The sequence below is a fragment of the Halorientalis salina genome (assembly GCF_005049285.1).
In the GTDB taxonomy this organism is placed as follows: Archaea; Halobacteriota; Halobacteria; order Halobacteriales; family Haloarculaceae; genus Halorientalis; species Halorientalis salina.
In genome coordinates, this window is record NZ_SOSC01000009.1 from 118054 (window position 1) to 139785 (window position 21732).

Sequence of the window (21732 nt, forward strand, 5' to 3'; positions counted from 1 at the left end):
TCAAGTTGACGTGTCACCCATGAGTTCGGAAGATGGTGCGCCAGGGCAGGGTACCGGACAGCAGACGGGACAGGGACAACCAGGGCAGGCCGGACAGCCGGGACAGCCCGGGCAACCGGGACAGGCCGGACAGCCCGGACAACCGGGCCAGCCACAGGGTCAACCCGGCGGACAGGCACCCGTCGGTGGGTCCAGTCCGACCGACATCCTGAGCCAGCCGGTGGGTCAGGACGTCATCAAGTACACCGTCGTCCTCTTCGGCGTCGTCTCGGCCGCGCTCGGACTCGCCGGGATGCTCACGAGCGAGTTGCTGAGCAGTAACCTCTTCGCGAGCGGCGCAGCCAGCACGTCCTACAGCGTGATGCTGTTCGCCGGCGGCCCGCTGTTCGCCGCCGTCCTCAGCCTGCAGGGCACCTTCGACGTCGGCCAGACCGTCAAGGAGTCGTACGTGCTGGGCTTCGTCAGTGGCGCTGCCGGCCACATCGTTCTCGCGCTCATCGGCGGCGTCTTCGTCGCGATCACGTCGACCAGTTTCCAGTTCGGCGACGCGCTCGTCGCCGGCATCCTGATGGCGATCGGGACGGGACTCGTCTCCGTGGCCGTCACGTGGGCCAACGACTGGAGCAACACCGCGTGACTACTCCCACGAGTGAACTCGTGGGCTTCCTTCACTGAAGGAGAGGCCCACGTCTTCTGGGGAGTTCGCAGATTCTGTCTCATCGTCGGGTCCTTTGAGTCTGATCTGCGTTTTGGGCTGAGCCACAACAGCCCCCGCCGCCGATAGCGGACTCTGAATGGTCTTACCGACGGCTCGTTGACCGATATTTGAAGCGCCGTTCTTGTCTGCGTTATCGTCCAGACCGCAGCTGTGGCACTTGATGCGTCCCTGAACCTCGCGGTTCGTGTTCTGGGAGCCACACCGCCAGCACGTCACAGACGTGTCGTATTCCTCGACAGGGAGACACTCTCGTCCGTCAAGATGGGCTTTGTACGTGAGGAAATTTGCCATCTTCGCAAACGGCATTTTGTGGGTCTTGTCGTTCACGTACCGCCGCTTGTCATTGTCGAAACGAATGCCCGTCATGTCTCCGAAAACGATCACAGCGTTGCGCTTTCTGGCACGAGCAACGATTTCGTTTGCTGTCTTGTGGAGCGCGTCTTCAACGGTTCGAGATTCTTTGTCTCCAAGGCGTTGGATGACCTGAGCGCCCTGTCTGACTTTTGCTTTCCCGATGGACTTGCGGAGTTGCTTGTAGTGTTCTCGAACGTCCCGGACACGCTTACCGTGGAACGCAGTATCGCGGTCGGACAAGAAGGTACTGACAGCGATCCACTTTGCACCCATATCAACGGCAAGTACGTCGTCGTATTCCTCGCTCACGGCCACAGACCGTGTACAGACGAGGTGGACGTACCAGTTACCGTCTTCATGGACAAGCTCGGAATCACTGATATACTCGTCTTTCATCAATGATTCGTGTTTGTCGGGGACAATTGCTGGACACCAGATACTGTTCCCCTGCCCTCGGTTGGGGTCATAGACGGGAACTTTGAACCACCACTCCGACAGAAACGTCTCTTCATCGTGTTCGATGGTGATGCAGTCATTACGGAGAACGACTGGTTGAGTGGTGTCCGATCGTGGATTCTTGTTCGAGCGAACTTTGTCTGCCTGTTGGCTTGTGGCAGAATAGAGGTCTATATCAGCATCACCGTCCTGAACAGCAGTTTGAAACTCACTATATTCGCGTGAGAGGAGGAACTCTTTGCGTTGAGTGAGTGAATGGAGTCGGATGCAAACGGTGGTCGTAACCTCTCGATACATCAGTTCGCTGTATGCTGTTTATCGGCCTGAACTGGCTTTAAAGTGTGCTTCCAACAACCATTTGTCAGCTACCGACAGTGGTTTGATTATCGGAGCGTCGGATTCATCCCACGACTGAAGATCGTGGGCTTTCTCCTTGAATCTCTGTAACTCGGCTCCGATTTTTCTGCCAATACAACCGACCAGCGACGGCGCAGTCGTCGCCTCGCCGCGTCGGGGAGTCACCGGAAACTCGCCAGGACCGCGTCCGTCCGGTCGGCGAGTCGGTCCCGAAGGTCCGAGCGGTCCCAGCCCAGCGGCGAGACGACGCTCTCGGCCGCCCGGACGAGCAGATCCGCGTAGAACGATTCGTCGTACTCGCCGGGGTCCTCGCTGGCCAGTCGCACCCGTTCGCGTGAGCCCCGGCCGTCGTCGACGACGACGTACCTGACCGCCTGTCCGGGTCGCCGTTCGAGGCCGCGGTCGCTCGCCCGCTCCAACGCGGCGACCGTCCGGGTTCGCTGGTCGTAGGCGTCGGCGGCCTTCGAGGTGTGCGTTTCGATCGCCAGATCGGCGGGGTCGACCGCACCCGATCGCAGGCGGTCGAGGTGGTGAGCCAGACGGGCACAGATGGCCGCCGGATCGTGTGACTCGTCGAAGACGCGGATCAGGTCGCGCTGGGCGTCGGCGACGAACGGCGGCGTGCTGTCCTGGCGGCACTCGATGCCCCGATACTTGTACCCCTCGTCGTCCGCGACCGCCCCGAAGTACTTCGTCAGCGCGCCGCCCGCGCCGTCGCGTCGGGGGACGAACGCCAGCCAGTCGTAGGTGGCCTCGTACTCCAGGGGGATCTCGGCGGCGGCCGACACCTCGGCGGCCAGGTCCTCGAGGGGTCGCCGCTCGTCGTCGGGCACGTCCGGCGCGGCCGTCACCCAGAGGCTGTCGACGATGCCGTGGACGACCCGCCAGCCGCCCCGCTCGAAGGTCTCCTTGGCGTCCAGCAGGATCTCGCGGGCGACGGCGTTGATGGCCTCGTGGCACTCGATGCGCCCGAACTTCGCGTTGGAAAAGCCCTGGTAGCCGAAACAGGCGACGAGGATCCACTTCAGCGCCTCCACTTTCCTGTCCAGGGCGTCCCGCCGGTCGGGGTCGGTCACGGCCGCCCGCTGGTCTTTCATCTCGGCCCGGGCCGAGACGAGCGGCCCGAGCACGTCCGGGAGGTAGCCGGGTTCGTCGCAGACGCTGTAACCCAGTCCCGGCACGTCCGCGCGGTCGTGGCAGTCACACCGGACGGTTTCGGGACTGATGTTGCGCGTGCAGATGATGTTGGGGTAGAGGCTGCCGAAGTCCAGTTCGTGGACGTCCTCGTGGACGCCGACGGCGGGCGAGAGGGTGTGGCCGCCCCGGTCGGCGTCGTGGAGCCGGGACGCGGACTTGAAGAACTCGTGGCGGTAGGAGTTCCACGGGACGAGGACGCCGCGGGCACGGGCCTCGCGGATCTGGATGGCCGTCAGGACGTTCCCGATGGAGGCCCAGGCCAGTTCCTGCAGCGGTTTCCACGACCGGGCGACCAGGTCGAGACAGCCATCCAGGCCGGCCTGCCGGTAGAAGAAGGTGTTCGAGCGGTCGACGACGGCGCGCCCGGGCACCGTGTAGCGGGCCGGCGAGTGGTGGACCTGCCCGTAGCTCTCGTAGGTCGACGCGCCGGCGAGGCGCTGCCACCCCGGGCGACGGCCCAACTGGAGGTCGACGCCGGTCTCGGTCGCGGTCTCGGCGAGCGTGGGGACGACCTCACCCGAGTTGCAGACGAGCACGTCCGGGTCCGCCCGCTCGATGGCCGTCGCGACCCGCGCCACGAGGTCGCCAGGGTCGCCCGTGTAGTCCTCGCCGTCGACCGAGAGGGAATCGAGCGACTCGTCCCCGAGCGCCGGTTCGGGCACGTCGATGGCGAGGGGACGGGGCTCTCTCGCGGGCTCCGGCGAACGGCCCTGATCCAGACAGTACCGGAACCCGCGGGTGAGGTCCACGTCGTAACAGCGGTACTCCCCGGGCTCGCCGCGGTCGCGGACGTGGGCGGCCACGGGCCGGAGTCGGTCGACGTCGTCGACGGCCACCCGCAGGACGTCCTCCGGATCGGACCGCCAGCCGCGTCGCCGCCGCTCCGTGCTCGTCGTGACGACGCTGGGCAGGCGCTCGACGGCCTCGCGACACGCCGCGACCGGGCCGCCCTCGCGCGTGACGAACAGTTCCGGCGAGTAGTCGGCGACTACTTCGGCGCGGGCCCCGTCGTCGGTCAACGTCCAGGCCAGCACGTCGCCGTCCCGGTAGTCGACGGTAAATGGCATCCTACTCCCTCCCGTCAGCTCCCTGCTGCTCCGGGATGGTCGTCTGGGACTCGGGGAGGTCACGGCCGTCGTCGATATCGATGCGGGCTTCGAGTTCGGCCACCCGGTCCTCCAGGTCGGCGATGTGGGCCTCCTGTTCGACCGCGACCGACAGCAACACCGCGACGACGGGCGAGTCGTAGTTGAGGTAGCCGCAGGCGTCGGCGTGGGCGCGCGCGTGCTCGAACAGCGCGTCGAAGTGGGGCTTGTCGCGCCGGCGCAGCGCCCGACGGTAGTCGCCGAACTCGCCGCGAAGCCGGTCCAGTCGGTCGCGGAACGTCGGATTAGTGCGCCCCATCGAACACCACCTCCGGACGCGTCTCGGTCGCGGTCTCGGGCGTTTCGACGCCGGCACAGCGGGCCGCGAGCACGCGCCGCCAGAACGCCAGCGTGGTCTGGACCGTCCCGTCGCCGCGCGGGTAGACCTGCGTCTCGAACTCGTCGGTCACGAACCGCGGCCCCAGGGCGGTCTGCCGGCACTCGACGGTCCGGTCGGCAGCGGTCGCGAGCGCGTCGGCGACCGCGTCAGTTCCGGTGCGAGTCAGCAACACCGGCACGTCGTACTCGCGGGCGATTCTGGCGACCGTCGCCAGACTCCGCAGGCACAGCCGCTCGCCCTCGCGCTGGCCAACGTCGTCACGGTAGGGGGCGTCCATCGCCGGCAGGACCAGCAGCGCCGTGTCCTCGTCGATCTGTTCGGGCAGGGACTGGACCAGCGCGAAGTGCTGGTGGGCGGTGAACCCACGAGCGACCCGGATGCGGTCCAGGACCCGGTCGCTCGGTGCGACGTCCAGCAGCGGGCCCGTCTGTGCGTGGCCGCGGCTATCCACCCAGACCGCCGGGCCGTCCGCGCCGATGACCTGGTCGACGACGAGCGCGGCCAGCGGCCCGGTCGCGCGGCCGTCGGTGTCCAGTAACTGTACGCCGGGCGAAAGCGTCGGGAGTTCGGGGAGTGCCGTTCCGTGCATCACGCCCCGGACTACGGCCACCGCTCGGATAACCGAATCCGGGTCGTTTCCGGAGTTTCCAGAGATCGCCGAGTGCGCTCATCCAGCCGGTAGCGAGCCGGAGACGCCTCAACTCTGATTTCCAGAAGTCGTCTCACGGGCGTCGGCGGTCGGGTCGACGACCCGGTACGTCCGGTCGGAGCTGGCCCCCTCGGCCTCGACGAGGTCGTACTGGACCATCTTCGAGAGGTAGTTCCGGACCGTGCGGTCGGTTTTGGGGTCGTCGACGGCGTCGCGGTAGGCCGTGTATAACGACGACGGGTCGATGGTTCCCGCCTCGGCGATGACGTCGTAGAGCGCCCGCTGGTGGGGCGTCAGCGTCTCGATGTTCTTCCGGTGGACCGCCGACCGGCCGGCGGGGACGGCCGCGTCGAGGATCGCGTCCGTGATACGGCCGGTTTCGGCCCGCTCGGCGTGGCGAGCGGCGCTCCGGAGGATGGAGATGGCGACCCGGGCGTCGCCCGCGGCCGCGTCCGCGACGGTCCGTAACTGGTCGGTCGTCACCGCGTCGGCGGCCAACCCCCGGCGCGCCCTGGCCCGGAGGATGGCGGTGAGTTCGTCCAGGCCGTAGCGGTCGAACTGGATGCGTTCGCTCCCCTGGAGACGGCTGGCCAGTCGGTCGTCCGCGCCCGCAAAGAGGTCTGCCTCCCGGTTGGCGATCAGGACCAGCGAGAACCCGTCGAGGGAATGTAAGTCGTAGAGCGCGTCGGGCGTCTCCAGCTGGTCGGCCTCGTCTAACACGACCACGCAGGGCGGCCCCTCGTACTCGCGCAGCCGTTCGAGCAGTTCGTCGTGGGGCGTCGACCGCCGGTGGATGTCGACGGTCTTCCCGAGCCCCTCCAGGACGCGGTAGAGCGTGCGGAACCGGGAGTAGTTCTGCCAGCAGTTGACGTACTGGGAGGCGACGTCGAGGTGTTGCTCGCGGAGTTGCTCGACGGTGTAGCGGGCCACGCAGGTCTTGCCCGCGCCCGAGGGACCGGTGATGATGGCCGGCCCGGCGGGTTCGCCGCGGGTCACCGGTTCGAGGACGCCCGAGAGGTGGTCGACTTCCCCGTCCCGATGCTCGAGTTCGCTGGGGACGAACCCCTCCCGGAGCACCCGAGCATCAACGATCATGCGGGCATCATGTGCGGCCAGCGATATAAGTCGTCACGTGTCGTTTCCGGCCTTTCCAGAACCGTTCACACGGGCTACTCCTCGAAGGGGCCGCGTGCGCCGTCGGGTTCGTCGCCGGGGCGGGCCACGAGGTTCTCCCGCCCCAGGCGGATCTTCCGGATCTGGTCGGCCTCGGCCATCGCCGAGAGGACGCGGCTCACCTTCGATTTCGACCAGTCGGTCCGGTCGACGATCTCGGACTGGGGGAGGCGACCGTCGTGTTCTTCGAGCAGTCGGTGAACCCGCCAGGCGTCGGGGTGGGCCAGCGAGTCGGCGGTCGACGCGTCGTCGTCGGGCGTCGGCCCACGCTCCGCTTGCGGTGTGGATTCGGCGGGCGCGCCGCGGCGACCCCACCAGAGAACGGTACAGACGCCCGCCAGGAACCCCGCGAGGAGCAAGCCGGCGAGCGCGACCGGGCCCGGAAGCGGAATCCAGGACGGGAGGAAGGGGGCGGCGATCGTGGTTCCCCCCGGGGTTCCGTCCCGGGGCTTTGGCTGGCCGTCGACAGACGGGTTCGCGCGCGTCGGGTCCGTCCCGTACCGGTTGACCTCCGGGCCGTCCGCGAACCCGTCACCGTCCGTGTCCGGATCGGTCGGGTCCGTCCCGTACTGGGCGACCTCCGGCCCGTCGTCGAGGCCATCCCCGTCCGTGTCCCGCCGAAGGGGGTCCGTCCCGTGGACGTTCACTTCGGGACCGTCGTCGAGGCCGTCGCCGTCCGTGTCGGGTTCGGTCGGGTTCGTCCGGAACTCGGTCACCTCGGCGTGGTCACCGAGGCCGTCACCGTCCGTGTCGGGTGCCGTCGGATCCGTGCCGTAGGTGGTCACTTCCGTCCCGTCGTCGAGGCCGTCGCCGTCCGTATCCGGTTCGGTCGGGTTCGTCCCGTACCGGTTGACCTCGACGCCGTCGGCGAGCCCGTCGTCGTCGGTGTCGGTCGCGTTCGGGTCGGTCCCGTACGTGTGGTACTCCTGGCCGTCGGTGAGCCCGTCCTGATCCGTGTCCGCGACGAACGGGACCGTCCCGAGTTCCCACTCGGCCCGGTTGTCCAGCCCGTCGTCGTCCCGGTCGCCGTCGGCCACGAACAGGAAGACGGGCTGGCTCGCCCGGGACAGGACCGTCCCGTTGGCCGCGGTCGCGGTGGCGACGAGCGTCGCCCGGCCGGAGCGGTTCGCCGGCCACTCCGAGAGCGAGACGCTGACGGGCCGAGTCCCGCTCGATCCGAACACCGGCCGACAGGACAGACGGACGGAGTTCGCCGACGTGTTCGCCCGGAGACAGACCTCGCTGGCCGACTCGGCCCGGACGGGCAGTTCAACGGTCGCAGACTCCCAGGCCGCCACCAGCGTCCGGTTCCCGTCGGTGTCGATGATCCCGTCCCCATCGAGCGTGATGTTGTCCTCGGGCTCGTCGGCACTCGCAACGGTCGCGGGGATGACACTCACGAGCACGACGGCACCGAGGATCAGGGCGACGCGGGAAACGTACATCGTCCGTATGCTGTCGGGCCACGTCAGGAACCAAAGGCGTCCTTGCGGGGTAGATACCAGACGTAAGCGTAGCCAACTCGCCGTGAAACAGTTCGAAACAGTTGCAACCCCCATCGAGCGCTAGCAACGACTGAGCCGGTTTATCCCCGCGTTCGTGGTACGCCCGAGTGCATCATGCACGACAGGCTCTCCAGACGACGTGTCATCACAGGTCTCGCCGCTGCAAGCGTCGCCGCGGTCGCCGGCTGTGGCAGTCCGGGCGGCGAGAACGAAACGAGCCCGGAGGAGTCGCCGGCCGAGGGCGAATCGCCGACGGAATCGCCGATGGGTGGTGGCGAGGAGACACCGACGGAATCACCCATGGGTGGCGGCGAAGAGACGACAGAGTCGCCGATGGGTGGCGAGAACGAGACCGAGAGCCCCATGGCGAACGAAACCGAGAGTCCCATGGGGAACGAGACGGAGCCCGGCGAAACGACGACGGCGAACGAGACCGACGGCGGACTCCTCGAATAAGACACCGGACCAGTCGCACCGCCTTTTTTGCGTTCGCGTCTCCCGACTAGTTCAGGTTCTCGACGTTCGTCGTCACCGTCTCCATCATCTGGGCGTAGGCCATCGCGTCGTCGACCGCTCCCTGTAGCTCGAAGCTCCCGTCCATAAATGCCGTGACGGGGTTGAAATCCGGATCGTTAAGCATGCTGAACAGGATGTCAGTCTCACCCTCGAAGGCGAGCGTCGGGTCGTCGAGCAGTCCCGGGCCGCCGTCGACGGTCCCGGTGTCGGGCTCGGAGGTCATGTGGAAGGTGACCTCGGAGTCGGTGGCCGTCCAGGTGACGGAAAAGGCCTCGGTCACCTGCTCCTGGACCTCGGGAACGTTCTCCGAGATGAGTCCGAGACCGCCCCACAGCACGGCCAGAAAGCGGTCGACCGTCTCGGGTTCGGCCGCCGCGTAGTCGGCGATGCCGTCGAGCGTACTCAGCCGCAGGGAGAGCGCCTCGAACGAGTCCGGATGCTCCAGCAGGAGCGTGTCGATGTCGTCCTCGATGCCGGCCAGCGCCGCCGGGAGGTCCGTTTTGAGGTCGTCGTCGTCCTGTTCGAGCACCGTCGCGAGTTCGTCGAAATTGGCCTCTGTCATGATGTCGTCGTCGCCGTTGCTCGGTACGTCTCGGCCCACTGGCCTGAAGCTTCTCCATCACATCAGCGGGAGCTTTTACATCCGACATATCGTTCTCACGACCCAGGAACGAAAGGGAAACTTAAGCGCCGCGACCGGGAAGGGGCCGGTATGCCAGAGAGAGATACTCACGTTGGCAGGCGGGCGTTTCTCACCGGTTCGGTCGCGGCTCTTTCGGTCACTACCGCGGGCTGTTTGGGCGGGGGCGACACACAGGAGACGCTCGACGTTCCCGAGACGACGGCGGAGACGGGAACGGCAACGGGTGACACGGCGGCGGCCGAGACGCTCCCGAGACCGATCCGTGGCGACCCGGACGCGGACGTCACCGTCATGGTGTTCGAGGATTACGCCTGTCCGCACTGTGCCACCTACTCGCTGGACGTCGCCCCGGAGATACTCTCGACGTACGCCGACCCGGGAGACATCCGCTACGAGTTCTACGACTTCCCGATCCCCGTCGACGAGCAGGTCTCGTGGGAAGCTGCCATCGCCGCGCGTGCCGTCCAGGCCACTGAGGGCCAGGACGCCTTCTTCGAGTACTCGAAAGCGCTCTTCGAAGCACAGGCTGACCTGGACCGGGACGCCTACGAGCGAATCGCCAGCGACGCCGGCCTCGACGGTGCGGCCATCCGACAGGCGGCCGTCGACCGTACACACGAACCAACCGTCCGCGCCGACCGGGAGTTCGGCCAGCGAGCCGGCGTGACCGGTACCCCCACGGTCGCCGTCAATCAGCGAGTCGTCGATCCGACGGTCGAGGCCATCAGCGACGCCATCGACGCCGAGTTGGCCTGATACGGAATGCTGTAGAACAGTTCCGCATCGACCGCCCGCAGTCGGGCGGTCGTCGCGGTACACAGCTACAGCAAACCGTATGTTACGCGCTCGGCAGTGCGGGTCCGCTGTCGCTGTCGTCTCATGCATCCAGACTGTTCCCACGTCGTGAGAACGGCACGCGTGTTTCAATACAGTCTTGCCCCATAGACACACTATGGCTGCACAATCGACAGCTGAGCAGCGTGATCGCACGTTCCTCCGACGGCCACCGAGTTCGCTCGCCTACGTCGCAGTGATCGCAGCGCTCGTCACTGGCGTGCTCCACGTGCTTCTCGCTCCGCGCGCGATGGGGATGAATCAGACGATGGGCGTGTTGTTCTTCCTGAACGGGCTCGGGTTCATCGGTGGGGTCCTGGTGTACGTGACCCGATACTGGCGACGCGAGTTTTACCTCGTGGCCGCCCTCTATTCGGTCGTCACGATCCTCGCGCTGTTCGTCTTCCAGGGCGTCGGCGTCGAGGCGTTCTACACACAGGGAAGCATCAACCCGATGGCCGTGCTGACGAAAGCCGTCGAACTCGTCCTGGCCGTCGTCGCGGTGGTCCTGTACAGAACGGCCGAATCCTAATCCGAAGAACTTGCACTGAGCGACCACCGGACGTCGTCGAGCCACCGAACGAAACGTCGGCTTCGTCCGGGATCGACCGGACGTACGGTTTGACGTCGAGTACGGGCGTCCCGTCGAGGAGGGCGAGGCCGCGGACGTCGAGGTCGTTCCGTCCCGTTCGAACAGATCGACGGTCGTCTGCACGCTCGGGTTCGGGCGGTGCGGACTCCGCGTCACGAACAGCCCCACTTCGAGACCCTCGGCGTTCGGGGGTGCGCACGAAGACGGTAGTCCTCGATTTCGTCGAGGTGCGTCAGGCGACGACGTGGGAGCACCCATCGAGGTCGGAGAGCCTCCGGCTGTATTCGTCCTGGAGAACGATCGTCCCCTCGGTGTCGCTGACGTCGGCGTGGGTAACGCGTGCGTCGGCCCCATTATATTGCATATAACATACAATATAAGTGGGGCTCGCAGCTATCTAGTTCGTTATCGACGAGTGGTCGGTCACCGGGTCGGATCGATCGCAGTTGGTGAGCGTAGGCGAGTGGTCACGCTCGTCACTCAGTCAGCGTCGGAACCGAGGACTCAACAGGGCGGGCGGGAATCGCGTACCAGGACTGTTCAGCCGAGCGGACGAGACGCGAGTTCGTCGAAGCGATGCCCAGCGGGCCTAGCGAAGCCGCCAGAGCAGCGACCGGAGCCGATAGCCGAGCGAGTTCTTCTGATAGCCGGTCCAGCCGCTCATCCCGCCCATGAGCGTCGCGGCGTCGTAGCCCGCCTCGTCGAGGACGCGCGTCGCCCGCTTGGCGACGACGCCCTGTTTGCAGATGGTCACGACCGCCCGGTCGTCCGGGATCTCGTCGAGGTGCTCCCGGAGCGCGTCCTCGTTGCCACCTCGCAGGTCTCCGTACACCGGCACGTTTCGGCTGCCGTCGATGTGTCGGTCGCGATAGTGCTCCTGGGGGCGGATGTCGAGCAGAAACGGCGTCTCGTCACCGAGCAGGTCGTCCAGTTCGGCAGGGTGAATCCGGGTCATCGGCTCACTCAGAGTTCTCGGAACTCGCGGGAACGTCTTGCGATTCGACCACGACGGATCCCCGTTCGTGGACAGTCATCTCCGGCCTTGCTGGCTTCGTGACCCGCGACCGACTCCGATCACCACCGACAACTAATGTCAACTCGTAGTTAGTTCCGGAATTTTAAAAGGGAGAACGCGACCAGCCCGGTCCATGAACGGGAACGGTGGGGAACGGACGGTCCCGGCGCCGGTACCGCCGGACGACGCCGACGCCTGGTACGCGCCGGACGTCTGCGCACAGGACGAGATCCACCCGGGCGTCGTCGCGACCATCCGGGAGACCCGCGAGGACTTCGCGTACGAGGTTCGCGAACCGACCCTGACCGCCGACGAAGGGGGCACGCTCGACCGGATCCGCGACCACTTCGCCGACGCGGGCCTGGAGCGCCCGCTGACGCGGGAGGGAACGATCGAACGGATGGAACGCGGGTTCGAGCCGAAGTACCGGAAGGTCATCGACCGCCTGGTCGACTGCTCACCTGCCGGCCGGCGACGCGTCGACTACCACGCGCTCACGGACCTGCGCTGTCTGGCGGAGCTGACGCCGCACGCCCTCGACGAGCGCATCGAGGTCGCCGACGCGGCCGAGGACCGACTGGTCGTCCACACTGCCGACTACGCGCCCGCGGTGACCGATCTCCCCGCGGACCCCGACCACCTCGAACGGTTCGCAAGCGAGCGCCTCGAACGCCACACCGTCGCGTTCCACGACTTCGAGATTCCGGTGGTCGTCTACCGGGAGAACGTGCTGGGCAACGATCCGTTCACGACCAAGTACGCCGTTCAGGAGCCGGATCTGTTGCCCGGCGACGAGCAACTCATCGCCGACTGCAAGGAGCGCATCTGGGAGACCAACGTCGACGGCGTCGTCGAGGACCCGGTCGAGTTCGTCGACGAACAGGCCCGAAAACTCCTCTCCCGACAGCTCACCGCACGCAACACCCGCGCCTGGTTCGACGCGCTCTCCTACCGGCTCCGAGCCGCCCTCGCCGAGTACGATTTAGCCGTGCCGCCAGTCGACCGCCGCTTCGCCGACGACCGACTCTCTGACCTGGTCTACTACGTCCTCCGGGACTACGTCGGCCACGGCAAACTGACGATTCCGATCCGGGACCCCACCCTGGAAGACATCGAGGCCAACCGGGTCGGCGAGCGCGTCAAGGTCGTTCCCCGAACCGACGTGGGCCACAACGAGCGGATCCCGACGAACCTCGCCTTCGAGGACGAGCGGACCTTCGTCAATGTGGTCACGCAACTGGCGGCCGCCGACGGCACCGAACTCAACGCCAGCACGCCGAGCGCGAAGGTCAACCTCCAGTCCGACGCGGCCGACGAGACCATTCGCTGTGCGGTGGCGCTGCCGACCATCAGCGAGGACGGCCCGCACATCTCCATCCGAAAACAGGCGTCCGACACGATGACGCCCGTCGACCTGCTCGACCGGGACAGCATCTCGACCGAACTCGTCGCGCTGCTCTGGCTGCTGTACGAACACCGCGGCGTCGTCCTCTTCTCCGGTCCGACTGGGGTGGGCAAGACGACGCTAATGAACGCCCACATGCCCTTCGTCAGGTACGACGACCGACCGATCAGCATCGACGAGGGCTCACGGGAAGTGCAACTTCCGCACGAAACCGGCGTCTCGCTGACGACCCGGGACCACGAGAGCGAGTACAAGCGCGTGACGATGTCGGACCTGATGACCGAGGCGAACTACCTGAACCCGGACGTGGAGGTCATCGCCGAAATCAACACCCCGGCGAGTTTCGAGACGTTCGCTGAAAGTCTCAATACGGGCCACGGCATCATCGGAACGACCCACGCCGAGGACGTACAGACACTCGTCAACCGGGTCGTCGAACAGGGACTCCCGCCCTATCTCCTCCGAGAACTCGACCTGGTCGTCTTCCCCAGGCGCGTCGACGGCGAGCGCTACGTCGGCCGCGTCGTCGAGTTGCTCGACGAGCGCGCGTACCGCGACCTCGATCGCGACGACGACCGGTGTGGCACCGTCCGGAAGAACGGGACGACGATCTACTGGAACACGGTCGCCGAGCGGACCCACGACGGGAACTTCGGCTTCGCCTACGACCACCCGCAACTGGGCGACGCGGAACGGGACCTGCGAACGAAGATCCTCGACCGGATCGCGACCCGAACCGACCGACCCCTCGATGCAGTCGAGGACGAGTTCCATCGGAAACACCGGTACGTCCAGTACCTCGAACGCGAGGGCGTCACCGACTTCGAGGCGCTGTTCGGGTTCCTCGCGGACCTGCGGACCAACGAAGCGGCGACCGTCGAACGCGCGCGACGACGCACGACGACCGACCAGGCAACGGGCAGCGGCACTGATTCGACGTACGATCCGGACATCGACGTCTCGCTCGGAACGGGGGGTGAGGAGGGGTATGGCGACGACTAGCCGCGCGCCGACGCGGGAGACACGGCTCCCGAATCCGAGTCGGACGGGCAAAAACAGTGCAGTCGGACGGGCGGCGTTACTCGATCGTCACGTTCGTCGTGGCCGTCTGCTGGTCGTTCAGTCGGACCTCGACCTCGTAGGTCCCCGGTTCGGAGGGGTTGTCGATGTCGGGGTAGCTGACCATCACCACGTCTCCCGCTTCGAGGGTGTAGTCGGTGTCGAGACCGATAGTGAACGAGTACGCGTTGTTGTTCACGCCGCTAACGTGCGTCTCGTTGAACTCGCGGTCCATCTCGCCGTCGCCGTTCGTGTCGACACCGAGTTCGATGTCCGCGTGTTGTGCAGCGTCGACCGTGAACTCGTCACGCGGGTAGGTCGCGCCGATCTCCGTCCACTCGCTCCCGGCGACCGACTCGTTGGCTTCGATGCGAAGCGACTGGGTCACGTTGGTCGCGTTCGCCTCGTTGTCCTCGATCGTCGCCTGCCCGGGATCGGACCCGTCGCCGCCTGTAAGAGCCGAACAGCCGGCGAGCGATACCAGAACCACGAGACCGACCGCGAGTGCAGTTCGTCTCACGGCCGAGATGTCGAACCGACGACGGGAAAGCCTGGCGTCCCACAGCAGGCCACAAAGCATTTGAGCCGGTCGACGCGCCGGGAGGGTCGCGATGGCGACGACTGACGGGGACGGGATCACGAACCCGGCCACCGGGGGCCAGTCGCTGAACGTCCTCGACCGGGGACTGTACGCGCTGTTCTCCCGCCATGCGGACCGACCGCGCCACGAACGCAACCGACAGCGCTACCGCGCGGCCAACCTCCCGACCGGGTTCGACGTCTTCCTCGCGCGGGTCTACGGCCTGTCGTGGCTGACGGGGCTCGGGCTGGCGCTGATCGTCACGCTACTCACGCTGGCTGTTCCGTCCGGACTCGTCGCGACGGTCGCCGAGTTCCTCCAGTCCGGCCTCCCGATCCTCAACAGGACGGCGCTACCAGTGATCCCCAGGGCCTACGTCGCGGTCGGTACCGGGCTAGTCGTGGGGGCGCTCGGAAAACACGTCACCGTCTGGTTCGGTGGGGTCTACCTGCGCTGGGTCGCCGCTGCCAGACGGTCCGGCATCGAGCGAACGCTGCCCGGCGCGGTCCGGTACCTGCAGGTGCTGGCATCCGGAAGCAACGACCAGCGCGCGATGTTGCGAACGGTCGCCGACCAGGACGCCTACGGCGAGACGGCCAGGGCCTTCCGGACGGCGCTGAACAAGGCCGAACTGACCGGGAGCGTCGACGAGGGCCTGGAGATGGTCGCACGCGACACGCCCTCGAAGGACCTGCTCGCGCCCTTCCTGTTGAAGTTCCGCGAGCACGCCAACCAGGGGGCCGACGCCCTGGCGAACTACCTCCAGTTGGAGGGGCGGATGCTCTCGAACCGGCAGGCCCGCGCCCGCGAGCGGACCGGCGGGTTCCTCGAACTCCTTTCCGAACTGTTCGTCGTGTTGCTCATCCTCCCCGCCCTGTTCGTGCTCATCCTGACGGTCATGAGCGTGCTCGCGCCGGGCCTCTCGACACCGGTCGAGACGCCGCTGGGCTCGTTCGCTATGCGGACCCTCATGGTGTACGCCAGCGTGGTGTTCGTGCTGGTCGTTGGTGCCGGGGCGGCGCTGCTCGTCGAGGGACTGCGCCCCGCCGACCACTCCGTCCAGCGGTACCGTCGACCCGACGGGCTCCTCGAAACGGTGTTTACCGTGCCGACGAACCCGGCCAGCGCGGCCGTCGTCGTCCTCCCGTTCGCCGGCATGCTGGCCATCACCCTCTGGAGTTGGGGCTACCGGCCGATCAACGCGGGACTGCTCGGCTACGTCGCGTTCGGACTGCCCGTGGGCGCCGTCGCCGTCCGTCGCGCTCGCATCGACGACGCGAAGGACCGGGAGATCAAGGACTTCGTCCACGCGGTCTCCGGCCACGTGAGCCTCGGGCGTCCGTTCCCCGACGCCGTCGAGCGGGTGGCCCGCGAGGTCGACCTCGGCCCGCTCCAGTCGGACGTGAACGACCTCGCCTTTACGATGGGACTGACGACGAGCGGAGCACGAGAGAGCGATACGACCGACGTGCAGGCGGCGGCCCTCGACGGGTTCGTCGACCGCGTCGGGACGCCGATGGCCGAACAGACCATCGGGCTGGTGACGGGCGCGCTCGACGCCGGCAGCGACACCGAGGAGGTCTTCGAGACCCTCCAGACCGAGATCGGGCGGCTCTACCACGCCCGGAAGGCGCTCCGGTCGTCGCTTCTGGTGTACGTCGCCGTCGGCTGGACGACCGCGCTGCTGGTCGTCGGCATCATGGTCGCGGTCACCGGCTACGTGCTCGACGGCTTCTCGCAACTCTCGGCGGTCGCCGGCGCGCAGTCGAGCATCGCCATCAGCCCGGACACCATCGACCCGGCCCGGGACCGCTTTCGCTTCTACCTCGTCACGCAGGCGACGATGCTCGCCTGCGGCTGGTTCGCCGGCACCGCGAGTCGGGGTCGCTACGAGGCGCTGTTACACTCGGGCGCGCTCGTCGCCATCGCCTACGTCGTCTTCGCGGGGGCCGGGATGATATGAGAGGGGACACGCGCGGACAGTCACACGTCATCGGCGTAGCGGTCCTCATGGGCATAACCGTCATCGCGCTCGCGGGCCTCACCGCCGGCATCGGAACCCTCGTCGAGTCCAACGCGGCCAGCGCCGATTCGACGCGGGTCGCCGACGACCTCTCGACCGCCCTCGAGCCCGTCGAGACGACCGGCCACCACCGCGGCGAGGTGGGGTTCACTGACGGTCGCCTCCGGACCGTCGAACGCGAGGTCCGAATTTTGAACGAGACCGGCGTCGTCCGTCGCGTCGACGCGGGCGGCCTGGTCTTCGAGGCGGGCGACCGGCGGGTCAGCTACGTCGACGACGCCATCGTTCGTCAGTCGGGAACGAACACCTGGCTCCACGAACCGCCGTCGCTGACGACCGGCCGGGACGGCGGCGTCCTCATCGCCAGCGTCGCGCGGCTGAACGCGAGTGACGTGGCGGTCTCCGGTGAGCGAAGTTCGGCAGTCACGCTGGCGACGAACGTCAGCCACGAGCGAACCGAACTCGGGACCGACACCTACGGCGTCGCCATCGAGACGAAGACGCCGCGGCCGCTCGAACGCTGGTTCCGGGAGCGAAACGCGACCGTCAGCCGCCGGGACTTCGACGGCGACGGCGTCGAGAGCGTCGTCGGCCGGTTCCCCGGCAACCGGACGGGGTATCTGGTCGTTCACGACATGCACCTGGAGGTGGCCGATGGATAACCGCGGGGTCAGCACCGTCGTCGAGAAGACGCTGGCCATCGGCCTGGTGACGCTGTTCGTCAGTCTCGTCTCCGTGACGGTGTACGGCGGCATCGTCCCAGACGCCCGAACGACCGCTGGAGCGGAACTCAGGGACCGGACGCTCGCCGAGGCGAGCGAACGCGTCCAGCAGGCCGTCCCGCCGAACGCGACGGCCGTCGACGCACGGACGCGCGTTTCGCTACCCGCGAGCGTCCGGGGCGCGAACTACGAGATCCGAACCGACGGCGAGTCACTGGTGTTCGACCACCCGAACGATGCTCTCGACAAACGAGTCCGCCTGGCGCTGCCGTCCCACGTCCACCGCGTCGAGGGTCAGTGGCAGAGCGGCGGAGAGACGTACGTTCGAGTGACTAGCGAACCGGGTGGACTGGTCGTTCGACTGGAAACGGGGGAACCATGACGGGGCGGGCGCAGACGAACCTCCCGGCGCTCGCCGTCGCCTTGCTGGTGTTGACCACGACGCTCGGGCTCGGGATGGCGCTGGCTGACCGCGCCTTCGGGAGCGCCGACCGCCAGCCCGAGGAGCGACGGGTCGCCGTCGCCCTCTCCGAGCGGTTGGTGAGTGGGGACGGAGCGCTGACTGCGCGCGCGAACGTTCTGAACGGAACGGCCGTCGGCGAACTGAACGCCAGTCGGCTCCGGAACCGGTATCCCGTCGTCGAGGACCGGGCGGTCCGGATACGGCTGGACGATCGGACGCTCGTCGAGTCCGGGACGGTCTCGGACGGGACGACGGTCCGACGCATCGTGCTGGTCCGCCGAGCGGAGTCGAAGCAGTACGAACCCCGGTTCGCGGCGACCAACGAGACGACGCTCCCGCGACGCACCGATCGAGTGCAGTTGGAGATCGATACCCCACCGACGACGACACTCGAAACCGTGCGGGCGAACAATCGGGTCGTCCTGCACAACGCGTCCGGGCTGGCCGGGAACGCGACCGTCGACGTGTCCAGGCTCGAGACCACACACCTGACCTTCGACGCGAACCGGAGCCTCTCGCAGGGCGACGTGGTCGTCCGCTACGTGCCGGCGCGGACGACCAAAGCGACGCTGGAGGTGACCGTCGGTGACTGACGAACGGGGACAGCTCTCGCTGTCGCTCGTCGAGGCAGGCGTGGGCGTCGTCTTCCTGCTGGCGGTTTCGATGGGGTTCGCTCTCGGCGTGCCGGCGCCGGACACTCGCGAGCCACAGCTCGACCGCTACGCCGACGACGCCGCGACGGTTCTGGCCGGTGAGCCACCGCGCCACCGAGGGACGACGCGACTCGCCGAGATCATCGCCTCGAACGAGACGTTCCAGCGGGAGCGGGCGGCACTGGACCGGCGCGTCGAGCGCATCCTCCCCGACAACCTCATGTACCGCGTCGAAACGCCCCACGGTGCAGTCGGGTTCCGGAAGCCGGCCGACACGCCGGTCGGGAGCGCGTCCGTCACCACTGCCAGCGGCGAAGTGACCCTTCGGGTGTGGTACGCGTGAGGGGACGAGAGCCCGACGCTCCACGGAAAGACCGCGGGCAACTCGTCTTGCTCGCCGCAGCAGTGCTCGCCATCGCGCTCGTCCCGGTCCTGCTCGCGTACCTCCAGCTCGGCTATCACGGGGACGTGACGGCGAGCGCCGACTACGAGTCGCCGGGACGGAGCGCGGAACGATACCTCGACCGAGCCGTCCACGAGGCGAGTACCGACGTCCACGGCAACTACAGCTGGGCGGACCGGGCGGACGCGATCGAGCGGGTCAGGAGTCGACTCGACCCCAGATTGACGACGCTCTCGACCGCCCGCGTCGAATCGGGCACGGCCACCCGAACGGCGTACAACCAGTCTGCGGCACAGGCGTGGGCCAGCGCCAACTGTCCGGACGGTCCGAACCGTCAGTTCGGCGGCTGTGAGGCGCGACGAGGGGTCGTCGTCCAGGAGCGCGAGGGGGAGACACACGTCCTCGCGGTCGCGCTGGACGTGACGATTACCACCGAGCGGGGGACGCAACGGTTGACGCTACTGCCGACCGTTCCGAGCGAATGAGAACCGTTTCGTCGCTATCGAGCAACCAGTCCCGGCAGGTGCCAGCAGCACGGCTACCATCTCGGGGGGTTCACTGCCGGGAAATGGGCAGCATCTTCGGCAGGGACGACCCCGAAACGCGGAGCGTGAACGCGGCCATCGAGGCGGTGAACCGACACGCACGGCCGCTCGACGACGAGCAGGTACGGCGGTTGGCCGACCGTCTGTGCGACCGACAGGTCGTCTGCATCGGCGAGGCCTCCCACGGCACGTCGGAGTTCTACCGTCTGCGGGCACGACTGACCGCGGCGCTCATCGAGGAACTCGACGACGCCTTCGTCGCCGTCGAAGGCGACTGGACCGACTGCTACGAGGTGAACCGCTTCGTCAGGGGGCTGTCCGACCACGAGGACGGCCGGTCGGTCCTCGCCGAGTTCGACCGCTGGCCGACCTGGATGTGGGCCAACTGGGAGGTACGGGCGTTCGTCGAGTGGCTCAGGGCGGCAAACGCCCGTCGGGACGACGACAGCGAAGTCGGGTTCTACGGGATGGACGTCTACAGCCTCTTCGAGTCGATGGCAGCGGTCGTCGACTACCTCGAAGACACCGACCCGGAGGCGGCCCAGCGCGCCCGGAACGCCTACCACTGCTTCGAGCCCTACGAGAAGGACGCTCGCGCGTACGCGCGGTCGACCAGATTGGTTCCGGAGGACTGTGAAGACGAAGTACTGTCGGTGCTCTCGGAGTTGCGCGAGGACCGCCCACGCCACGACAACGACCACCCCGACGCCTGGTTCAACGCGGAACAGAACGCAGTGGTGGCCGCCAACGCCGAGTCCTACTACCGGGCGATGGTCCGGGGCGACGTCTCCTCGTGGAACGTCCGGGACCGACACATGGCCGAGACGCTGGATCGTCTCAGAGACCACCACGACGACGCGACGGCGATCGTCTGGGCGCACAACACCCACGTCGGCGATGCCCGCGCAACGAGCATGGCCGAGCGAGGGGAGGTAACTGTCGGTCAACTCGTCCGCGAGGCCTACGGTCGCGACGACGTGGCACTGGTCGGCTTCGGAACCCACCACGGGTCCGTCATCGCGGGGAGGTCCTGGGGTGCACCGATGGAGCAGATGCGCGTTCCCCCCGCACAGGAAGGGAGCTACGAACACGTCCTGCGGCGGGCGGACCCGACCAGCTGTCTGCTCGAAAGCGAGGAGATCCGGGAGACGGCACTTTCCGACACGCGAGGGCATCGAGCGATCGGCGTCGTCTATCACCCGGACCGCGAGTTGGGCAATTACGTGTCGACGGATCTTCCCGACCGCTACGACGCGTTTCTGTACGTAGAAGAGACCGAAGCGCTCCAGCCGTTCGACGTGGAAGCCGACGAGCGCGAGACGCCCGAGGCCTATCCCTGGGGGCTGTGAACTCGCCGTCGTTCGCGACGACGACACGCTGTGTCTGCTCCCGGAAAGCCCCGACCAGTTTCGAGACCCGCGCCGACGTATCGGCGGATGCGTAGTCGCTCGTGGCGGCATCGGCGATTCCATCCCCCGTCGCTGGCTCGCGGACGATATCAACCCGCTTCCGTCTCTTGCAGGCGCGTGCATTGCTCCGGCGGGATGTTCGGACCCACGCCCGGCAGTGGCAGGCACCATTCCTATTCACGACGGGAATGAAGGCCGACGCATGGATTTCGATTCGTTCCTCGGGTACGTACAGGACCGAGCACAGCTGGACTCGACGGGCGCTGCGCTCCAGATAACGCGGATCACGCTGACGACCCTGAGCGAGCGGATCCAGGCCGGCGAAGCAGACGACCTCGCCGCACAGCTCCCCCGGGAGATCGACCGCTTCCTGACGGAGATCGATACCGTCGACGCCTTCGAGTTCGAGGAGTTCGTCGATCGCGTCACCGAGCGCGGTGACTACCAGGCCGACGAGCGGGCCGACGCCGTCTTCCACGCCCAGGTGGTCCTCGACGTGGTCAGCGATGCGGTCGACGAGACCGAACTCCGGCAGGTCCGCGACCAGTTGCCCGACGGCGAGGGCTGGGCGGAACTGTTCGAGATCGCCGACCAGGAAGAGAGCGTCAGCCCCAGCGATCACGGGTAAACCGAGACGGACTCATCGAGGAGACCACGAGAAGGGCCGACGTCGATTCGCTGACGGAGGCCGCCGCAGTCCGTCAGTTTCACTTTCACTCCGCATGGGTCGCTTACAAACCCCTCCAGTACCCACACGCTAGTAGAGGGCGATTCGCCCTCCAAGTGTCACACGTTCCACCCCTTTTGAGACCGCACCCGCGGAGCGCCGTCTCGATCCCGCGGGCGGCAAGTCAACTACCCCACCCTAAGCGCCTTCGGCGCTTTGAGGGTGGGGCTTGTCCGTGAACTCGGCTTCGAACCCATCAGGGTAGGCGGTAAATCCGCGCTTCGGCTTCACCGTTCCAGACTTTAGGGC

Annotated in this window: 24 protein-coding genes and 1 pseudogene; 13 read left to right on the forward strand and 12 right to left on the reverse strand. The window is 67.0% G+C overall.

Annotated features, from left to right (window positions below):
• The first annotated feature begins 19 nt into the window (after window positions 1–19).
• Window positions 20–637, forward strand: a complete 618-nt coding sequence (locus E2481_RS14980) for a hypothetical protein (RefSeq protein WP_136717967.1) — start codon at window positions 20–22, stop codon at window positions 635–637.
• Here the strand turns inward: E2481_RS14980 and E2481_RS14985 are convergent, their stop codons facing one another.
• The 6 genes from E2481_RS14985 to E2481_RS15010 form a co-directional block, all read right to left on the reverse strand.
• Window positions 638–1825, reverse strand: a complete 1188-nt coding sequence (locus E2481_RS14985; protein WP_136717968.1) for an RNA-guided endonuclease InsQ/TnpB family protein — start codon at window positions 1823–1825, stop codon at window positions 638–640.
• A gap of 221 nt (window positions 1826–2046) precedes the next feature.
• The gene (locus E2481_RS14990) at window positions 2047–4149 is read right to left on the reverse strand and encodes a type B DNA-directed DNA polymerase (protein ID WP_136717969.1); all 2103 of its coding nucleotides are present in this window, start codon (window positions 4147–4149) and stop codon (window positions 2047–2049) included.
• Window position 4150: 1 nt separating this feature from the next.
• On the reverse strand, window positions 4151–4486 hold the full coding sequence (locus E2481_RS14995) for a hypothetical protein (RefSeq protein ID WP_136717970.1): 336 nt from the start codon (window positions 4484–4486) through the stop codon (window positions 4151–4153).
• On the reverse strand, window positions 4473–5156 hold the full coding sequence (locus tag E2481_RS15000) for a hypothetical protein (RefSeq protein WP_136717971.1): 684 nt from the start codon (window positions 5154–5156) through the stop codon (window positions 4473–4475). Before E2481_RS15000 ends, E2481_RS14995 begins: the two co-directional genes overlap by 14 nt.
• A gap of 108 nt (window positions 5157–5264) precedes the next feature.
• Window positions 5265–6311, reverse strand: coding sequence for a Cdc6/Cdc18 family protein (locus tag E2481_RS15005; protein ID WP_136717972.1), 1047 nt, complete (start codon window positions 6309–6311; stop codon window positions 5265–5267).
• 74 nt (window positions 6312–6385) lie between these two features.
• Window positions 6386–7834, reverse strand: a complete 1449-nt coding sequence (locus tag E2481_RS15010; protein WP_136717973.1) for a helix-turn-helix transcriptional regulator — start codon at window positions 7832–7834, stop codon at window positions 6386–6388.
• Window positions 7835–8008: 174 nt separating this feature from the next.
• Between E2481_RS15010 and E2481_RS15015 the strand changes: the two genes are divergently transcribed.
• Window positions 8009–8350 (forward strand): hypothetical protein, encoded by a 342-nt coding sequence (locus E2481_RS15015; RefSeq protein ID WP_136717974.1) that lies wholly within the window; start codon window positions 8009–8011, stop codon window positions 8348–8350.
• Window positions 8351–8396: 46 nt separating this feature from the next.
• Here the strand turns inward: E2481_RS15015 and E2481_RS15020 are convergent, their stop codons facing one another.
• Window positions 8397–8972, reverse strand: coding sequence for a hypothetical protein (locus tag E2481_RS15020; protein ID WP_136717975.1), 576 nt, complete (start codon window positions 8970–8972; stop codon window positions 8397–8399).
• A gap of 150 nt (window positions 8973–9122) precedes the next feature.
• Here E2481_RS15020 and E2481_RS15025 point away from each other — a divergent pair, with 150 nt between their 5' ends.
• Together E2481_RS15025 and E2481_RS15030 are read left to right on the forward strand one after the other, a co-directional pair.
• A complete protein-coding gene (locus E2481_RS15025) occupies window positions 9123–9809 on the forward strand; it encodes a DsbA family protein (RefSeq protein WP_136717976.1) in 687 nt (228 codons plus the stop codon).
• A 196-nt stretch (window positions 9810–10005) separates the two neighbouring features.
• On the forward strand, window positions 10006–10419 hold the full coding sequence (locus tag E2481_RS15030; protein ID WP_136717977.1) for a DUF7475 family protein: 414 nt from the start codon (window positions 10006–10008) through the stop codon (window positions 10417–10419).
• On the opposite strand, the gene E2481_RS19235 is transcribed toward E2481_RS15030, so the two are convergent.
• From E2481_RS19235 to E2481_RS15040, 3 genes are all read right to left on the reverse strand, one after another.
• The gene (locus E2481_RS19235) at window positions 10334–10678 is read right to left on the reverse strand and encodes a TrmO family methyltransferase domain-containing protein (protein ID WP_370628406.1); all 345 of its coding nucleotides are present in this window, start codon (window positions 10676–10678) and stop codon (window positions 10334–10336) included. The genes E2481_RS15030 and E2481_RS19235 overlap by 86 nt on opposite strands.
• A gap of 33 nt (window positions 10679–10711) precedes the next feature.
• Window positions 10712–10843 carry a hypothetical protein gene (locus E2481_RS19040; protein WP_256867907.1) on the reverse strand — a complete coding sequence of 44 codons (132 nt, stop codon included), beginning with the start codon at window positions 10841–10843 and terminating at the stop codon, window positions 10712–10714.
• A 225-nt stretch (window positions 10844–11068) separates the two neighbouring features.
• Window positions 11069–11434, reverse strand: a complete 366-nt coding sequence (locus tag E2481_RS15040; protein WP_136717978.1) for a rhodanese-like domain-containing protein — start codon at window positions 11432–11434, stop codon at window positions 11069–11071.
• Between the two features lie 193 nt (window positions 11435–11627).
• Between E2481_RS15040 and E2481_RS15045 the strand changes: the two genes are divergently transcribed.
• The gene (locus E2481_RS15045; RefSeq protein ID WP_136717979.1) at window positions 11628–13901 is read left to right on the forward strand and encodes a type II/IV secretion system ATPase subunit; all 2274 of its coding nucleotides are present in this window, start codon (window positions 11628–11630) and stop codon (window positions 13899–13901) included.
• 76 nt (window positions 13902–13977) lie between these two features.
• On the opposite strand, the gene E2481_RS15050 is transcribed toward E2481_RS15045, so the two are convergent.
• Window positions 13978–14478: a hypothetical protein gene (locus E2481_RS15050; RefSeq protein WP_136717980.1), complete on the reverse strand. Its 501-nt coding sequence runs from the start codon at window positions 14476–14478 to the stop codon at window positions 13978–13980.
• A 91-nt stretch (window positions 14479–14569) separates the two neighbouring features.
• Here E2481_RS15050 and E2481_RS15055 point away from each other — a divergent pair, with 91 nt between their 5' ends.
• The 8 genes from E2481_RS15055 to E2481_RS15090 all read left to right on the forward strand — a co-directional run bounded on the left by E2481_RS15055 (window position 14570) and on the right by E2481_RS15090 (window position 21384).
• Window positions 14570–16501: a type II secretion system F family protein gene (locus E2481_RS15055; RefSeq protein ID WP_136717981.1), complete on the forward strand. Its 1932-nt coding sequence runs from the start codon at window positions 14570–14572 to the stop codon at window positions 16499–16501.
• Entirely contained in the window at window positions 16498–17223 is a 726-nt protein-coding gene (locus E2481_RS15060) for a DUF7289 family protein (protein WP_136717982.1), read from the forward strand. The genes E2481_RS15055 and E2481_RS15060 overlap by 4 nt, the downstream gene beginning before the upstream one ends.
• Window positions 17216–17665: a DUF7266 family protein gene (locus tag E2481_RS15065; RefSeq protein ID WP_136717983.1), complete on the forward strand. Its 450-nt coding sequence runs from the start codon at window positions 17216–17218 to the stop codon at window positions 17663–17665. Before E2481_RS15060 ends, E2481_RS15065 begins: the two co-directional genes overlap by 8 nt.
• On the forward strand, window positions 17662–18339 hold the full coding sequence (locus E2481_RS15070; protein WP_136717984.1) for a DUF7263 family protein: 678 nt from the start codon (window positions 17662–17664) through the stop codon (window positions 18337–18339). Before E2481_RS15065 ends, E2481_RS15070 begins: the two co-directional genes overlap by 4 nt.
• Window positions 18332–18742 (forward strand): DUF7262 family protein, encoded by a 411-nt coding sequence (locus tag E2481_RS15075; RefSeq protein ID WP_136717985.1) that lies wholly within the window; start codon window positions 18332–18334, stop codon window positions 18740–18742. The genes E2481_RS15070 and E2481_RS15075 overlap by 8 nt, the downstream gene beginning before the upstream one ends.
• Complete coding sequence (locus tag E2481_RS15080; RefSeq protein ID WP_136717986.1) at window positions 18739–19287, forward strand: DUF7261 family protein; 549 nt, start codon at window positions 18739–18741, stop codon at window positions 19285–19287. The genes E2481_RS15075 and E2481_RS15080 overlap by 4 nt, the downstream gene beginning before the upstream one ends.
• Before the next feature lie 83 nt (window positions 19288–19370).
• Window positions 19371–20696, forward strand: a complete 1326-nt coding sequence (locus tag E2481_RS15085; protein ID WP_136717987.1) for an erythromycin esterase family protein — start codon at window positions 19371–19373, stop codon at window positions 20694–20696.
• A 262-nt stretch (window positions 20697–20958) separates the two neighbouring features.
• Entirely contained in the window at window positions 20959–21384 is a 426-nt protein-coding gene (locus tag E2481_RS15090; protein WP_136717988.1) for a DUF2267 domain-containing protein, read from the forward strand.
• A gap of 237 nt (window positions 21385–21621) precedes the next feature.
• Here the strand turns inward: E2481_RS15090 and E2481_RS19135 are convergent.
• Window positions 21622–21732, reverse strand: a pseudogene (locus E2481_RS19135) (transposase); the annotation flags it as partial.

Bases quoted from the DNA above. Each gene is read 5' to 3' on its own strand.
- E2481_RS15000 (WP_136717971.1), bottom strand. From the start codon at position 5,156: ATGCACGGAACGGCACTCCCCGAACTCCCGACGCTTTCGCCCGGCGTA.
- E2481_RS15030 (WP_136717977.1), top strand. From the start codon at position 10,006: ATGGCTGCACAATCGACAGCTGAGCAGCGTGATCGCACGTTCCTCCGA.
- E2481_RS14980 (WP_136717967.1), top strand. From the start codon at position 20: ATGAGTTCGGAAGATGGTGCGCCAGGGCAGGGTACCGGACAGCAGACG.
- E2481_RS15010 (WP_136717973.1), bottom strand. From the start codon at position 7,834: ATGTACGTTTCCCGCGTCGCCCTGATCCTCGGTGCCGTCGTGCTCGTG.
- E2481_RS15085 (WP_136717987.1), top strand. From the start codon at position 19,371: ATGGGCAGCATCTTCGGCAGGGACGACCCCGAAACGCGGAGCGTGAAC.
- E2481_RS15060 (WP_136717982.1), top strand. From the start codon at position 16,498: ATGAGAGGGGACACGCGCGGACAGTCACACGTCATCGGCGTAGCGGTC.
- E2481_RS15055 (WP_136717981.1), top strand. From the start codon at position 14,570: ATGGCGACGACTGACGGGGACGGGATCACGAACCCGGCCACCGGGGGC.
- E2481_RS15040 (WP_136717978.1), bottom strand. From the start codon at position 11,434: ATGACCCGGATTCACCCTGCCGAACTGGACGACCTGCTCGGTGACGAG.
- E2481_RS14995 (WP_136717970.1), bottom strand. From the start codon at position 4,486: ATGGGGCGCACTAATCCGACGTTCCGCGACCGACTGGACCGGCTTCGC.
- E2481_RS15015 (WP_136717974.1), top strand. From the start codon at position 8,009: ATGCACGACAGGCTCTCCAGACGACGTGTCATCACAGGTCTCGCCGCT.
- E2481_RS14985 (WP_136717968.1), bottom strand. From the start codon at position 1,825: ATGTATCGAGAGGTTACGACCACCGTTTGCATCCGACTCCATTCACTC.
- E2481_RS14990 (WP_136717969.1), bottom strand. From the start codon at position 4,149: ATGCCATTTACCGTCGACTACCGGGACGGCGACGTGCTGGCCTGGACG.
- E2481_RS15065 (WP_136717983.1), top strand. From the start codon at position 17,216: ATGGATAACCGCGGGGTCAGCACCGTCGTCGAGAAGACGCTGGCCATC.
- E2481_RS15070 (WP_136717984.1), top strand. From the start codon at position 17,662: ATGACGGGGCGGGCGCAGACGAACCTCCCGGCGCTCGCCGTCGCCTTG.
- E2481_RS15005 (WP_136717972.1), bottom strand. From the start codon at position 6,311: ATGATCGTTGATGCTCGGGTGCTCCGGGAGGGGTTCGTCCCCAGCGAA.
- E2481_RS15045 (WP_136717979.1), top strand. From the start codon at position 11,628: ATGAACGGGAACGGTGGGGAACGGACGGTCCCGGCGCCGGTACCGCCG.
- E2481_RS15090 (WP_136717988.1), top strand. From the start codon at position 20,959: ATGGATTTCGATTCGTTCCTCGGGTACGTACAGGACCGAGCACAGCTG.
- E2481_RS15020 (WP_136717975.1), bottom strand. From the start codon at position 8,972: ATGACAGAGGCCAATTTCGACGAACTCGCGACGGTGCTCGAACAGGAC.
- E2481_RS19040 (WP_256867907.1), bottom strand. From the start codon at position 10,843: ATGCAATATAATGGGGCCGACGCACGCGTTACCCACGCCGACGTCAGC.
- E2481_RS15025 (WP_136717976.1), top strand. From the start codon at position 9,123: ATGCCAGAGAGAGATACTCACGTTGGCAGGCGGGCGTTTCTCACCGGT.